Genomic DNA, 14197 nt, shown 5'->3' on the forward strand with positions numbered 1-14197 from the left:
CCTCGCGCTGCATCGACCCCGATCAGACGACGTCTGCGCGTGTCCCCGGGTGCGGATGTCTGCGGCGAGGTGCCGGAGACGGAAGCTCTGAGGACACCCTTCACGGCAGCCGCAGGCTCAGAACAGGTCGCGACTGACCGGACTGCGACACCGTGGCCTCGGCTGACACCAAAGGTCGGCTCGGCATCGATCGATCCGGGATGCCGGATGCCGTCAGGTCCTGAGACAGCTGCTCCCGCTGCGCTTCGTCGAGCTCCACCAGGGGCATCCGCACCGGACCGGCGGGCAGCCCCCGCATCGCCAACGCCGCCTTGACCGAAGCGGCTGCGGGCGAGCGGAACATGCCCTCATAGATGGCGAGCAGCTGGCGGTGGATTCCGGCAGCCTGTGCCGTCCTTCCCTGCTGGTGGCAGCGGTGCAGGTGGCGCAGCAGATCCGCGGCGACGTGCCCGACTACTGAGACGAAACCCGTCGCCCCGATCGAAAGCAGCGGCAGGTTCAACACATCATCGCCTGAGTAGTAGGCGAGATCGGTGTGCCTCATGACCCAGGAGCTCGAGGCCAGATCACCCTTGGCATCCTTGACCGCGACGATCTGCGGGTGTTCCGCGGCCGCGACGAGAGTCTCCCGGCGGATCTCAACGCCGGTGCGCTTCGGGATGTCATAGAGCATGACGGGCAGCGAGGTGCTGTCCGCGATGGCCGTGAAATGCCGCAGCAGGCCCGCTTGGTCGGGACGGCAGTAATAGGGCGCGACCACCATCAGTCCATCGGCGCCGGCCGCCGCGGCAGCCTGGGCCAGCTCGATGCTGTGCTGGGTGTCTGCCACCCCGACTCCTGCGATCACTGTCGCCGTGCCGCCGACCGCGGCGGACACCGTCCTGATGATGGCTGTCTTCTCGGCGTCGGTGGTGGTGATCGACTCGCCGGTGGTGCCGTTGACGACGAGTCCGTCGTTCCAGCCGTCACGGGTGAGCCAGCGGGCCAGGTCTCTGACCCCTTCGAAGTCCAGCTGCCCGGATTTGTCGAAGGGTGTCACCATGGCCGTCATCACTGTGCCGAACTGGGGTGTGATCCGAAACCTGAAGTCTTGTGCCGAGTCCATTGTGTCTCCTTCTTCTGGGTTCTCAACCTTGTGCCGTCTCAACGGAGCGTTTCGGCGGTTTCGAAAGACTTTCGGGTGTCTGCAGCGTCGTGGGTCCGCCGAATGGGGTTGCCGTTCCACGTGGTTGATGCAGGGATGCTCTCCGAACGCATCACCAGTGAGCCGGCGCCGACGATCGCATGCGCCCCCAGGGAGCTGCCGGGGAGCACGATGCTGTTCGCCCCGAGCGAGGAGCCCTCCTCGAGATGGACCCGATCCAGCCGCATGATGCGGTCATGGAAGAGGTGTGTCTGCAGGACGGTCCCGCGATTGACCGATGCGCCTTTGTCGAGCTGGATCAGATCGAACTCGGGCAGCCACCAGGTTTCGCACCAGACTCCTCGACCGATTCGCGCTCCCATGGCGCGCAGCCAGAGGTTCAGCAGCGGGGTGCCCAGGCTCATTCGGATGAGCCCCGGCACGGCGAGGGCTTCGGAGAAGCAGTCGGCCAGCTCGTTGCGCCAGACGAACGAGCTCCACAACGGGCGTTCGGATGCTTTGAACCGACCGACGAGCAGCCACTTGGCGGTCACCGCGATCAGCGCGGCGACGATCCCGCTTGCCAGCAGCACGGGCCCTGAGAGCAGCACTGCGAGCCCGAATCCGTAGTTGGTGTACACCATGGCGAGCACCCAGACCGTGACCAGCGCCAGCCATGCGGTGATGAACATCGGCAATATGCGGCACAGTTCGATCGTTGCCCGGGCGACCTTGAGCCTGCGGGGCGGATTGAAGGTCAGTGATGTGTCGACCTCCTCCACGGCTCGCGGCAGCTCGATCGGAGGGTTGCCCAGCCACAGGGAGTTCAGCGGCATGTCCTTCGGTGCCGAAGACAGCACGGCGACGAGTGAGTTGGAGGGCATTCTCTGGTTCGGACCGAGGATCGCCGAATTGCCCAGGAAGGCCTTCTGGCCGACGCTGCCGCTTTCGAGTTTCAGCCAGCCGCGACGAACGTACTTGGAGGAGGCCAGCGAATGGTCGGCCAGGAAGGACTTGTCACCGACGCTGGTCAGATGTGGGATGGCCTCAACGGTGGCCGCCTCGACGTCCTTCCCCACGTGGGCACCGAGCAGGCGAAGCCAGACGGGGGTGAGCATGCTGCTGTAGAGCGGATACATGTTGGTCAGCGATTTCGACATCAGCTGACCGGACATCCAGGCGGCCCACGCGGGAACACTGTGCACCGAATAGGTGCCGCGAGGCATCAGTCGGCCCATCAGCCGGACGGAGCCCGCCAGCAGGCCGAGGTATGCAATCACCGAGATGATGATGAACACCGGTGTCCACGCGGCGAGCGTCCACAGCGCAGGGACCAGTGCTTCGTAGTCTGAGATCAGGTAGAGCATGAGTGCCGCTCCGGGCAGAGATGCCAGCAGCCCCAGCAGCCCCAGCAGGACGAGCCCGAGCGGGTACAGCAGATCGATGCCGCGGGAGCGGTGCTCCTTGGTCTCCTCAGTGTCCGGCCAGTCCTGTCCTGAGACGCCGATCAGTTCCAGCGGGGAACCCGCCCAGTGCTCATTCGCCGGGACCATGCCGGTGACCACGCTGGCGGGGGCGATCTCTGCGTTGTCACCGATCACTGCCCCGCCGAGCAGGGTCGACCTGGTGCCCACGCGGGCGTCCTGGCCGATTCGGACCACGCCGATGTGCAGCTCGTCGCCCTCCAGCCAGTGGCCGGCAAGGTCGACGTCGTGTTCGATGGAGGCGCCGGACTCAATCGCGGCGAGGCCGGTGACCGGCGGGAGCGCGTCCAGGTGGACGTCCTTGCCGACCCCGGAACCCATGGCGCGGGCAAGTGCCGGGGCGAAAGGAGTCCCCATCAGCCCGTCCAACTGGCAGAAGGTCATGATCCGTTCCGCGGCCCAGAGACGGACGTGTATCTGCCCGCCTCGCGGGTAGATGCCCGGTCTGACCTTGAAAAGCAGCAAGCGGGCAGAGCCGATCGCGGCCACCGCCCTGGCGGGCAGGCTGAACAGGACCAGCCAGGCGATCAGTGTCGGCACCAGCGGCGGGTTCGGGACCCAGGGTGTTTCACCGATCTGGAAGAGCACCAGGCAGACGATCGCGATGCCGGTCACGTAGCGAAGGCCAGTGATGCTGTAGAGGCCCGCGATCAGCGGCATCTGCAGGAAGCCGGTCCATCGTGGCGTGGGACGAGTCGTGCGTTCCACGGCGCTTGCCGGATCCAGCTGTCGAAGGTGTGAGGACATCGCGGAAAGTGTGGGATGAGCGTAGAGGTCAGCGATAGAGACGTCCGGGTAGCGCTTGCGCAGCGTCGAGACGAGCTGTGCTGCGGTCAGGCTCGATCCGCCCATGGCGAAGAAGTCGCTGTCCGCGCTCAGCGGGACCGGTCCCAGCAGGCTGGTCCACTTCTCTGCCAGCCAGACGAAGTCGGTGTGCAGCGCGGTGGCTGCGGCTGCTGCGCTCGGGTCGGTGGGCAGGGGCCAGGGCAGCGCCTTGCGATCGACCTTGCCGGAGGTCTTCACCGGCAGTTCATCGATCACTGCGAGTGCGGGGATGAGCCGCCCTGGCAGCTGCTCGCTGAGCTGGGCGCGGGCCTCGACAAGGTCGATGGTCCGGCCCGCTGCCGGCACAAGGTATCCCGCGAGGATGCCATTGCCGTCCGGGCTGCTCTGCACCGCGCTGGCACCCGCGGCAACGTTCGGCAGGTGACTGAGGGCCTCATCAACCTCGCCCAGCTCGACACGCTGACCTGCAAGCTTGACCTGATCATCAGACCTGCCCACGAACATCAGCCCCTCGATCTCGGCTCGGACCAGATCGCCGCTGCGGTAGGCCCGAGGCCAGCCGAGCGTCGTCATCGGAGCGTACTTCTCGGCATCCTTCTGCGGGTCCAGGTAGCGTCCCAGCCCGACCCCGCTGATCACCAGTTCTCCGACTTCGCCCCAGGCGACAGGCTGATCCTCGGCATCCACCACGGCCAGCTGCCAACCCGGAAGGGGGAGGCCGATGCGTACCGGCATGGACTCGTTGACCAGAGCGGCGGTGGAGACCACGGTGGCCTCGGTTGGGCCGTAGGTGTTCCACACCTCCCGGCCGGAGGTGGCCAGGCGAGCCACAAGCTCCGGAGGGCAGGCCTCGCCTCCAAAGATCAGAAGTCGGATGTCTTTCAGGAACTTCGCCGGCCACAGCGCAGCCAGCGTCGGAACGGTCGATACGACAGTGATGCCGCGTTCAGTCAGCCAGGGACCGAGGTCTTCGCCGGAGCGGACGACGTCGCGTGGTGCAGGCACCAGGCAGGCTCCGTAGCGCCAGGCCAGCCACATCTCCTCGCAGGAGGCGTCGAAGCTGACGGAAAGTCCTCCCAGTACTCGATCCCCGGGTCCAAGCGGTGAATCGACGCAGTACACAGAGGCCTCGGCATCCACGAACGCCGCCGCCGAGCGGTGCGAGATGGCGACGCCCTTGGGCTTGCCGGTGGAGCCGGAGGTGAAGATGATCCAGGCATCGTCATCGCCGGTGGGAGGACGATCCGCTCCACGCGGGGGTGACTCGGGCCTGAGGCGAACATTCAGCCCGGATTCCACCACGGCGGTGACGTCGGCCTCTGTCCACACCAGCCTGGCGCGGTCCTCTGGTTCGTCGTGGTCCACCGGAACGTAGGCGGCGCCGCGGATGAGGGCCGCAAGAATGGCGATGTAGAGGTCCGCAGTTCCTGACGGCACCCGGATGCCTACGCGGTCACCCGTGCCGATGCCGGATTCCCTCATGGTCAGCGCCACCGATTCGATGCGGCCCAGAAGATCCATGTAGGTCAGCGCGACGACACCGTCGTCGATTGCGATTGCATCGGGACAGTTGTCCACGGTGTGGAAGAAGATGTCCAACAGGGTGCGCGGAGCGGGCACAGTCCCGCCGGAGTACACGGCGGTCGACGGCGCGAAATTGCCTCTGTACTTGGAGGAGCCTGCCGGAGCGGTCAGTGCCAAGACCTCATGGGGTGTCTCTTCTCGGCGGACTGGGACAGAGGAAGTCTTGAGTGCAAGGTCCGGGGCCAGCGAGGGGAGGGCCTTCGGCGAGCCTTCGTATAGAACCATGAATCACCTTTTCGGATGGAAATGTCAGCGTCTCTTCGGTATCAGGGCGCGACCGATGGTTTCCGGTCCGTATGGCGGAACGGTTGTGAATAGGGATACGGGAGCATCCGTCGCAGCGTTCAATGAAGTTTCAAAAAGACTGCGTACATGGATGCAGGGGGAGGTCGTGCCCACAGGGTCAAATTGGCGGACAGGGCTGACGACGTCTTGGGTCACGGCGCACGGCGAAGGGTGCAGCTCGACAGTGGCCCGTTGCTCAGAGCGCGCGCCCCGGTTCATGTGCGGATCGCGTCCGGAACGCCGATGTGATGCGAATGCCAGCGTTCTGTAGAAGGGCAATCAAGCTCCTCACCCGCGGCGCAGGGGGGGGGGGGGCAGGGGAGCAGGCGGGGCGCACGAGACGCTCTGCCGACAATGTGAGTTCAACCACATCTTGTGGAAACCAGGACTCCCCGGCTATTCTGCTAGAGGCTTCAGTACTTAAGGACCGTCCCCGGGTCACTTCCTTGCACCGGACGCGCTCGGGGACCAGGAAGGTGAGTTCTTATGCCTATCTCCCCAACCGTTCCACGCAGCACCGCTGGGAAGATGGTGTCCACCACGGCGCAGCCCCCTCGTGAGCCTGATTCGCCCTCGCTGACCCCTCTGGTACAGCGGCCTTCGGCGCTGGTGAGGGTGTTTGAGTCAGGCGTGAGCATCGCACCTCCATCTGGACGTCGCCAGCTCATCACGCGGACCTTTTCATTCGATGGCAGCTCATCCGTATTCCGGAGCCCTGGCTCGCGAGGGGGTGTCTTCGATGGACCCCGAGGATGACAAGCCCTTCGATGTACGGGAAGCCTTTGCCGAACACGGAGGAGCCCTCTTCTCCTTCGCCCTCAACGCGCTGGGTGACCGAGCCGAGGCGGAGGACTGCGTGCAGGAAGCGTTCATCCGAGCCTGGCGGAACCGAGAGCGATACAGCAGCTCGCGCGGCTCGGTGCGGACCTGGCTGTTCGCCATCGTGCGGAACCTCGTCATCGACTGCCTCCGGGCGCGCGCCCGGCGCCCGGCGCCCTCGGACGCGGAGAAGATCGAATGGGCGAGCGAGCCGGTGACGGAAGACCTGCTCATCGTGGAGCGGCTCGTCCTGTATGAGTCCCTGGCCACCCTCACCTTCGAGCACCGGGAGGTCATTGCCGCTGTTCAACTGGACGGCGTAGGCTATCAAGAGCTTTCGGAACAGACGGGGGTTCCGGTCGCGACCTTACGGACGCGGATGTACTACGGGCTCAGATCACTGCGGACGGCACTGGGGGGGAATGCTCACGATGGGGGAGATTCCTTCGCGGCGGGAGGAGCTTATCGCCGGGGCGCTGACGGGCGATCTCAGTGACGCTGAGTGGCAGGAGTTCGACCAGGCCCGGGCGGCAGACCCGTCGATCGACGTGGAGCTCGCGGAGCTTCGCGCAACGGCCGCTCGTCTTGATGCGGCGAACGTGACCTGGCAGGAGGAGGCCCCACCTCCAGGCCTTGAGGAACGGATCCGCAGATCAACCTTCGAAGCTGACCGAGATTCAGACGGCGAAGATGGACGGTCGAGGTCGTACTCGCCGTCCTGATGCATGGCTGACGCCAGCCTCGTGTTTCATGGCCGATGGCGGCGTGATGCGAAGGCTGTTGAGCAACCCGAGATACCAGGCTGACCTGCGTAGATGATGATCGTCGGCTCAAGGTCTCTGCGCCCGATCCTCCACGTGGGGGATCAGGCGCCGTCGTCGTCCAAGCAGGTCTAGCGGTACCGCGTCAGTTCAGCTCGACCACCACGGGGGCGTGGTCGGAGGCGCCCTTGCCCTTGCGCTCCTCGCGGTCGATCGAGGCAGAGGTGACACGCTCGGTCAGGGCGGGTGAGCCGAGCACGAAGTCGATGCGCATGCCTTCCTTCTTCGGGAAGCGCAGCTTGGTGTAGTCCCAGTAGGTGTAGACCCCGGGGCCTGGGGTGTGCGGCCGCACGACCTCGGTGTAGCCGCTGTCCAGGAACCCCTGGAACGCCTCGCGCTCGGGGGCGGAGACGTGGGTCAGGCCCTGCTCGCGGAAGAAGTCGATGTCCCAGACATCCTCGTCCTGCGGGGCGATGTTGAAGTCTCCCATCAGCGCGATCTGGGCCTTGGGGTCCTCGCCCAGCCAGGACTCGGCGTGCTCGTTGAGCTGTCGCAGCCAGGCCAGCTTATAGCTCATGTGCTCGTCCTCCAGGGAGCGCCCGTTGGGCACGTAGAGGCTCCAGATGCGCACTCCGCCACAGGTGGCGGCGATGGCGCGGGCTTCCTGGATCGGGTCCTTGCCGCCCTTGCCGAAGACCGGCTGGTCCTGGAAGGTCCGCTCCACGTCCTTCATGCCGACCCGGGAGGCGATGGCGACGCCGTTCCACTGGCTGAGTCCGAAGTGGGCGACGTCGTAGCCGTTGGCCTCGAAGAGCTCCCAGGGGAAGTTCTCGTCCTTGCACTTGGTCTCCTGGATCGCCAGGACGTCCACCTCTGATCGATCCAGCCAGGCCTCGACCCGGTCGGCTCGAGCTCGCATCGAGTTCACATTCCATGTCGCAATCCGCATGGCCCAAAACTACCAGCGGCGCACTGATGCTCCCTGCGAGGTGCTCAGCCGTGGCGCCACCAGTCATCCTGGATGGACACCGGGACGGTGCGCTTGTGCCGGGTGCGCAGGTAGTGCTCTTCGAGGACCGCGGCCTCGCTGTCCGGGATCGCACGACCCTCGAGGTAGTCATCGATGTGGTCGTAGCTGATCCCGAGCTCGGTCTCATCGAGCTGACCGGGCTTGTCATCGAGCAGATCCGCGGTAGGCGCCTTGGACCAGAGCATCTCGGAGGCGCCGAGGTGCTTCAGCAGCTGCCGGACCTGGCGCTTGTTCAAGGTGAAGAGCGGCAGCACATCTGCGCCGCCGTCGCCGTACTTCGTGAAGAAGCCGGTGATGGATTCGGACCCGTGATCGGTGCCGGCGACCAGCAGGTTGTTCTCGCCGCCGATGGCGTACTGCACGGTCATCCGCAGCCGGGCCTTCACATTGCCGCGGTGATAATCCTGCATGGGGCGGCCCAGGGCCTCGTCGAAAGCGGCGTTCACTCCGGTCACGGCCTTCTCGATGTTGAAGGTGTGTGTCTGGTCTGGGGCGATGAAGTCCAGGGCGGCATCGGCGTCGTCGGCGTCGTGCTGAACACCGTGGGGCAGCCGCACCGCGTGGAACTCGGCCTCGTGGCCTTCCTCGCGCAGCTTCACCACCGCGAGCTGGCAGAGCTTGCCCGCCAGCGAGGAGTCCACTCCGCCGGAGATGCCCAGCACGAAGCCCTTGGCCTTCGCGGTCTTGGCGTATTCGACCAGGAAGTCCACGCGCCGGCTGACCTCCTCTGCGGGATCGATCTCGGGCTTGACGCCCATCTCTTCCACAATGTCTGTCTGTAGCTCACGCATGATCCGAGTCTACTCAGGAGCAGGTTTCGGTCAGGTCACTGGAGCCTGTGTGTCCGCTGCACCGGGGCGCAGGCGCAGCAGGAGATCGACGCCGAGGCGGAGGCCGGCGGGGCAGCGAGTCGTGCGCAACCCTCCGGCGCTGAACCCTCCGGCCCGGGACCCTCCGGCCTGGCGGCTTCGAGAAGACCGTAGAAGGACCTTCCCGGGTGCGCGAGGCATGGCTGTCGAGATGGGCGGCTCGGTACGCTGAGGCGACACCACCCCGCAGGGCGAAGGGGGAACACTCTGATGGCACCAGAAGAGGCATCCGAACCCGTGGTCCTGGGAAGACGGGAGCGGTCCAAGGCTGACTTCGGGGCCCGTTATCAACGCTGGGACAAGGCCACGGAGCTGCCGATGGCGATCGTGGCGCTGGCCTTCCTCGTCGTGTATGCCTATCTGGTGCTCGCGAACACCAGGCCCACCGATGTCTCCTGGCCGCCGATCTTCCTCATCGGAGTCTGGGTCGTCTTCGCTCTGCACTACGTGATCAGCCTGGTGCTGGTGCGGAATCGAGGACGCTGGTTCGTCACCCACCTGCATGAACTCGCGATGGCGGCGCTCCCCTTCCTCCGTCCGCTTCAGCTGCTCCGTCTGGTCAAGGTGGTCGCGGTGATGCATCGGACGATGGGCTCTGCGCTGCGCGGAAAGGTGTCGGTCTACGTCGCCGGCGTCTCGGGGATGTTGGTGCTGGTGGCCGCGCTGGGAGTCCTCGATGCGGAGCAGAACGCCGAGGGCGCCAACATCACCAGCTTCTCAGATGCGCTCTGGTGGGCCTTCGTCACCATCAGCTCGGTCGGCTACGGCGACTACTATCCAGTCACCGGTCTGGGGAGGCTCATCGCGATAGGTCTCATGATCGCCGGCATCGCGCTCATCGGTTCGATCACCGCCACGATCGCCTCGTGGTTCGTGGAGCGGATCACCGAGGCCCAGCGCCAGGTCACCACCGGCCAGGAGAGCGGACCGGACGGCCCGGCCGGACCGGACGGCGGGGCTCGACCGAATCCCAAGGAGGCCGAGCCGCAGCCGGGCCCATAGCTAGGATGGTCACATGACTGAGACCGCCGCCGGAACCCCGCAGCCCGCCGACCATGCCGCCGATCGCCAGCGCCTCCAAGAACTCATCAGCGAGCTCGCCGTGGTGCGCGGCAAGGTCACTCTGTCTTCAGGCAAGGAAGCCGATTATTACATCGACCTGCGTCGGATCACCCTCCAGCATGAGGCCGCCCCGCTGGTCGGGCGGGTCATCCGGATGCTTCTCGCCGAAGCTGGCATCGACTACGTCGCCGCGGGCGGGCTGACCATGGGCGCGGACCCGGTGGGCACCGCCGTGATGCACGCTGCCGCGCAGGACGGTACCGCCACGGACGCCTTCGTGGTGCGCAAGGCGCAGAAGTCCCACGGCATGGGCCGCCAGGTCGAGGGCCCCAGCGTGGACGGAAAGAAGGTCGTCGTCCTGGAAGACACCTCCACCACCGGAGGCTCCGCGCTGACCGCCGTCGAGGCCGTGCGTGGCGCCGGCGGGATCGTGCAGGCGGTGGCGGTGATCGTCGATCGCGACACCGGCGCCAAGGAGCACATCGAAGCCACGGCCGGCGTGCCCTACCTGTTCGCGTACTCCAAGAACGACCTCGGACTGGACTGAGCCGGGCTGACCCCGGCCCGGCGCAGTCCGCGACACTGATCAGGTGCACCCCTCCAAACGGGCGGTCCTCCTCGGGCTGTGCCTCACCCAGATCACCTCCTGGGGGGTGCTCTTCTACGCGTTCCCGGTGCTGCAGCCGCGCATCGCTGCTGACACCGGCTGGTCCGCCACGGCGCTGACCGCGGCCTTCTCTGCAGCGCTGGTGATCTCTGGACTGCTCGGGATTCCACTTGGACGGGTGCTGGACCGACGCGGTCCCAGGCTGATCATGACCATGGGTGCGGCGCTCGCAGTCCCGGGGCTGCTGGCAGTGGCCGCTGCGCCGTCGTACTGGGTGTTCCTGCTGGGCTGGCTTCTCCTCGGCGTCGCGATGTCCGGGACGCTCTACCCGCCCGCCTTCGCAGCGCTGACCCGGTGGTACGGACGGCGGCGGATCTTCGCGCTGACCATGGTCACCCTCGCCGGCGGCCTGGCGAGCACGGTGTTCGCTCCGGTCACGGAGGCGCTGGCCACCCAGCTGAGCTGGCGAGAGACCTACGTGGTGCTGGCGGTGGTGCTCGGTGTGCTGGTGGTCCCGGTGCACGCGGTGGTGCTGAGCCGGCCCTGGCCGAAGGAGCAGACGGGTGAGTCCGCCGACGTCGTCCCGGGTGCCGCCGACGCTGCCGCCGCCCCCGTCAGCGCCACCGCTGCGGAGCTCCCGCCCCAGCCACCTCCGCGGGACTACGCCGCCACGATCATGCGCAGCCGCCCCTACATCCTGCTGGTGACCGGGATGGCACTGGGTGCGGTGGCGATGTATGCCGGGCTGATCAACCTGGTGCCGATGCTGGTGGAGCGCGGGGTCTCCCCGATGGTGGCCGCCTGGGTGCTCGGCCTCGGCGGGGTGGGGCAGGTCATCGGCCGCATCTTCTATGCCCGGCTGGATCGCGGGACCAGCGTGCGGCAGCGCAGCGTGCTCATCTACGCGCTGCTCGCCCTCACCACGGCGGCTCTGGCCTGGAACATCACCGCCGCGGTGCTGTTGATCATGATCTCGATGGCGGCCGGCGTCGCGCGCGGGATCGTCACGCTGCTTCAGGCCACCGCGGTCACCGACCGGTGGGGGATCAGGGATTACGGCCGCCTCTCAGGGGTGCTCAACGGGCCGATGATGCTCGCCGTGGCGGTCGCGCCCTTCGTGGGCGCGATCCTGGCCGACTGGCTGGGCAGCTACGAGGCGATGTTCGGCGTCCTGGCGGGACTGGCGGTGCTCGGCCTGGGTGCGATCGCGGCCAGCATCCCCGCGCAGGCGTCCCGCGGCTGAATCACGGATCGCCCTCTTCGACCCGTGTCCCCTCCCGCCCGCCCGCCATCTACTGTGCAATATGAGGGGAAATGGGGGCCGAAACGGAGGCAGAATTCCCTCAAATCGCCCAGTAGATGTGGCGGTGTGGAAAACCAGAGGGTTGTTCGGGGACTTTGGGCACACTGACCCCATGTACCCGCTGCCGCAGGAGCTCACCGGAGGGGCGTTCACCGCGGCCGAGGCCCTGCGCAAGGGTGTGCCGCGAGAGCGACTGCGGCGCAAAGACGTGGTGGCGCTCGGGGCAGGCGTCTACGCAGTGCAGACGCTCGCAGATGCACGCACCCCACTGGAAACGCTCCAGCTCAAAGCGGCCGCACTCCTTCGCGAGCGCCCAGACGCGTGGATCTCCCACTCGAGCGCCGCACAGATCCATCGGCTATGGCTTCCCGGCGGGCCCTCGACGGATCAGCGCCTGCACCTCTCTCATCCACTGGAACCAGGCCTTTGGACTCGCCGACGGGGTGTCTGCGGACACCGGGTATCGCTGCGGCCCCAGGACATCACCACGCGTGAGGGCCTCCGGCTCAGCACCCCAGCGAGGACCTGGCTCGACGTCGGCAGGGGCTGCAGCGTGCGGGAGCTGATCATCATGGGAGACCTGCTCGTGCGCCACCCGTACCCGCGGTTCGACGCCCGAACCACCCCGCACACCACTATCGATGAACTGCGAGACCTCCTCCAGGCAACCCCTGGAGCAGCGGGACGACGACGCTGCCTCACGGCCCTGACCTGGATTCGGGTGGGCTCTGATTCCGTGCAGGAGACGCTGCTTCGACTCGCGCTGATCCGGGCGGGACTGCCTGAACCTGAGCTGCAGGTACCCGCGCAGCCGGGATTTCGCTGGTCTCCCCGCGCGGATCTGGGCTACCCGGCCCTGAAGGTCGCGATCCAATACGAGGGTGACACCCATTTCACACCGCAGCAGCAGCGCGCGGATCAGCGACGCGACAACGTCTTTCTCACGGAGGGCTGGCGGGTGCTGCGGTTCAATGCAGAAGACTCCCGGGAAGGGTTCCAGCGGGCCGTGACGCAGGTTCGCGCGGCGCTCGCGGGAGGCTGAGCCGATGCGCGCCGGGTCTGCACCCGCAGCAGCAGCCCCCGACCTAGCTCCCCAGTGAGCGCTGCATCAGCACGGTGCTCAGCGTCTGCCCGCGCTTGACCCCGACATCGGCCAACCGCCCCACCTGGGTGAACCCGAGTTTCAGGTGCAGCGCGTAGGAGGCGCGGGTGGAGACGTCGTCGGTGAGCACCGCGATCACCTGCCGGTGCCCGGCGGCCTCGCACCGGGCCAGCAGCTCGGTGAGCAGCGCCCGCCCGACCCCACGGCCCTCCGCCCCGGGACGCAGATAGATCGTGTCCTCCACGGTGTACCGATAGGCGGATTTCCGCCGCCAGTGCCCGGCGTAGGCGAACCCGAGAACGACCCCGTCCTGCTCCGCAAGGAGGAACGGATGATTCGCCGCGCGCTTCTCCTCCAGGCTCTCAGCCCAAGCCGCCAGGCTCAGCGGCTCCTCGCTGAAGGTGGTGACCGTGTGGTGGGCGTAGTGGGTCTGGATCTCCACCACCGCGGGCAGATCGGGCAGCTCTGCATCGCGGATCCGCACCGGGGAGGCGGGGGATGCGAGGGAGTCGGCATCAGGCATAGCAGGAGCATAATCCCCGCTCCCGCCCCTCCTCAGGACACACGCCCCCTGGTGCCCAAGACCATTCCCGGCCTAGGGTGCTGGCATGGTCACAGCACACGATGATTTCGCGGCCGTCGACACCTACCTGATCGATCACCTGGTGCACGAGGACCAGGCGCTCGCGGACACCCGGCTCAGCTCTGCGGAGACCGCCACCCCGGGGATCGATGTCACCGCGAACATGGGCGCCTTCCTCGCGCTGCTGGTGCAGATGACCGGCGCCACCCGCGTCCTGGAGTTCGGCACCCTCGCCGGGTATTCCAGCATCTGGATGGCCCGAGCCATGGACGACGACGGCGCCGTGGTCACCTTGGACATCGACCCGGCGGCAGCGCAGGTGGCCCGGCGGAACTTCCATGCCGCCGGCGTCGCAGAGCGCATCCAGCTGCGCATCGGCCCCGCATTGGAATCCGCGCACGCGCTGATCGATGAGGGAACCCACCCCTTCGACCTGGTGTTCATCGACGCCGACAAGGCGAACACCCCGCACTACCTTGAAGCTTCGCTGACGCTGTCGCACCCGGGAACGGTGATCGTCATCGACAACGTGGTGCGCTCCGGTGCGGTGCTCGAGCAGGACAGCGCCGACCCGGACATCCAAGGCATCCGCACCTTGATGGAGCTGATCCAGGCCGATGAGCGACTCAGCGCCACCGCTCTGCAGACCGTGGGGCTCAAGGGTTGGGACGGGTTCCTCCTGGCGCGCGTGAACTGATCCTGCACGCCCCGCCACGCACACTCTGCTCGGCACGTTGAGCCCCGGACCCCCGCGCGCAGACCACCGAATCCTGACACCCCACCGGTGGGATAGCCTCGA

The 14197-nt window shown here is 66.8% G+C and carries 11 protein-coding genes; 6 read left to right on the top strand and 5 right to left on the bottom strand.

The genetic code is table 11. The features are described 5' to 3' along the window. Positions 1 to 100: 100 nt before the first annotated feature. Positions 101 to 1105, bottom strand: coding sequence for a 4-hydroxy-tetrahydrodipicolinate synthase (dapA, locus tag LSI54_RS00080; RefSeq protein ID WP_241463580.1), 1005 nt, complete (start codon positions 1103 to 1105; stop codon positions 101 to 103). Positions 1106 to 1143: 38 nt separating this feature from the next. Continuing rightward, the gene (locus LSI54_RS00085; RefSeq protein ID WP_241477474.1) at positions 1144 to 5202 is read right to left on the bottom strand and encodes a Pls/PosA family non-ribosomal peptide synthetase; all 4059 of its coding nucleotides are present in this window, start codon (positions 5200 to 5202) and stop codon (positions 1144 to 1146) included. Between the two features lie 748 nt (positions 5203 to 5950). On the opposite strand from LSI54_RS00085, the gene LSI54_RS00090 reads away from it, so the two are divergent. Continuing rightward, on the top strand, positions 5951 to 6577 hold the full coding sequence (locus tag LSI54_RS00090) for a sigma-70 family RNA polymerase sigma factor (RefSeq protein ID WP_241463582.1): 627 nt from the start codon (positions 5951 to 5953) through the stop codon (positions 6575 to 6577). Positions 6578 to 6987: 410 nt separating this feature from the next. Here LSI54_RS00090 and LSI54_RS00095 read toward each other — a convergent pair whose 3' ends face one another. Together LSI54_RS00095 and nadE are read right to left on the bottom strand one after the other, a co-directional pair. After that, a complete protein-coding gene (locus LSI54_RS00095) occupies positions 6988 to 7791 on the bottom strand; it encodes an exodeoxyribonuclease III (RefSeq protein ID WP_241463583.1) in 804 nt (267 codons plus the stop codon). Positions 7792 to 7835: 44 nt separating this feature from the next. After that, the gene (gene nadE / locus LSI54_RS00100; protein ID WP_241463584.1) at positions 7836 to 8663 is read right to left on the bottom strand and encodes an ammonia-dependent NAD(+) synthetase; all 828 of its coding nucleotides are present in this window, start codon (positions 8661 to 8663) and stop codon (positions 7836 to 7838) included. Between the two features lie 288 nt (positions 8664 to 8951). On the opposite strand from nadE, the gene LSI54_RS00105 reads away from it, so the two are divergent. The 4 genes from LSI54_RS00105 (at position 8952) to LSI54_RS00120 (ending at position 12755) form a co-directional block, all read left to right on the top strand. Then, entirely contained in the window at positions 8952 to 9743 is a 792-nt protein-coding gene (locus LSI54_RS00105; protein WP_241477475.1) for a potassium channel family protein, read from the top strand. A gap of 13 nt (positions 9744 to 9756) precedes the next feature. Beyond that, positions 9757 to 10350 (top strand): orotate phosphoribosyltransferase, encoded by a 594-nt coding sequence (gene pyrE, locus LSI54_RS00110; protein ID WP_241463586.1) that lies wholly within the window; start codon positions 9757 to 9759, stop codon positions 10348 to 10350. A 43-nt stretch (positions 10351 to 10393) separates the two neighbouring features. Next, positions 10394 to 11653 (top strand): MFS transporter, encoded by a 1260-nt coding sequence (locus LSI54_RS00115; RefSeq protein ID WP_241477476.1) that lies wholly within the window; start codon positions 10394 to 10396, stop codon positions 11651 to 11653. Positions 11654 to 11825: 172 nt separating this feature from the next. Beyond that, positions 11826 to 12755 carry an endonuclease domain-containing protein gene (locus LSI54_RS00120; protein WP_241477477.1) on the top strand — a complete coding sequence of 310 codons (930 nt, stop codon included), beginning with the start codon at positions 11826 to 11828 and terminating at the stop codon, positions 12753 to 12755. 43 nt (positions 12756 to 12798) lie between these two features. Here LSI54_RS00120 and LSI54_RS00125 read toward each other — a convergent pair whose 3' ends face one another. Continuing rightward, positions 12799 to 13338 carry a GNAT family N-acetyltransferase gene (locus LSI54_RS00125; RefSeq protein WP_241476711.1) on the bottom strand — a complete coding sequence of 180 codons (540 nt, stop codon included), beginning with the start codon at positions 13336 to 13338 and terminating at the stop codon, positions 12799 to 12801. A gap of 85 nt (positions 13339 to 13423) precedes the next feature. On the opposite strand from LSI54_RS00125, the gene LSI54_RS00130 reads away from it, so the two are divergent. Beyond that, positions 13424 to 14095, top strand: a complete 672-nt coding sequence (locus LSI54_RS00130) for an O-methyltransferase (RefSeq protein WP_241477478.1) — start codon at positions 13424 to 13426, stop codon at positions 14093 to 14095. Positions 14096 to 14197: the final 102 nt, after the last annotated feature.

The sequence above is a fragment of the Nesterenkonia sp. AY15 genome (assembly GCF_022565855.1).
GTDB lineage: Bacteria > Actinomycetota > Actinomycetes > Actinomycetales > Micrococcaceae > Nesterenkonia.

What these genes read in the sequence shown, in the direction of transcription:
- dapA (WP_241463580.1), bottom strand. Translation starts at nt 1,105, where the DNA reads ATGGACTCGGCACAAGACTTCAGGTTTCGGATCACACCCCAGTTCGGC.
- LSI54_RS00085 (WP_241477474.1), bottom strand. Translation starts at nt 5,202, where the DNA reads ATGGTTCTATACGAAGGCTCGCCGAAGGCCCTCCCCTCGCTGGCCCCG.
- LSI54_RS00090 (WP_241463582.1), top strand. Translation starts at nt 5,951, where the DNA reads ATGGCAGCTCATCCGTATTCCGGAGCCCTGGCTCGCGAGGGGGTGTCT.
- LSI54_RS00095 (WP_241463583.1), bottom strand. Translation starts at nt 7,791, where the DNA reads ATGCGGATTGCGACATGGAATGTGAACTCGATGCGAGCTCGAGCCGAC.
- nadE (WP_241463584.1), bottom strand. Translation starts at nt 8,663, where the DNA reads ATGCGTGAGCTACAGACAGACATTGTGGAAGAGATGGGCGTCAAGCCC.
- LSI54_RS00105 (WP_241477475.1), top strand. Translation starts at nt 8,952, where the DNA reads ATGGCACCAGAAGAGGCATCCGAACCCGTGGTCCTGGGAAGACGGGAG.
- pyrE (WP_241463586.1), top strand. Translation starts at nt 9,757, where the DNA reads ATGACTGAGACCGCCGCCGGAACCCCGCAGCCCGCCGACCATGCCGCC.
- LSI54_RS00120 (WP_241477477.1), top strand. Translation starts at nt 11,826, where the DNA reads ATGTACCCGCTGCCGCAGGAGCTCACCGGAGGGGCGTTCACCGCGGCC.
- LSI54_RS00125 (WP_241476711.1), bottom strand. Translation starts at nt 13,338, where the DNA reads ATGCCTGATGCCGACTCCCTCGCATCCCCCGCCTCCCCGGTGCGGATC.
- LSI54_RS00130 (WP_241477478.1), top strand. Translation starts at nt 13,424, where the DNA reads ATGGTCACAGCACACGATGATTTCGCGGCCGTCGACACCTACCTGATC.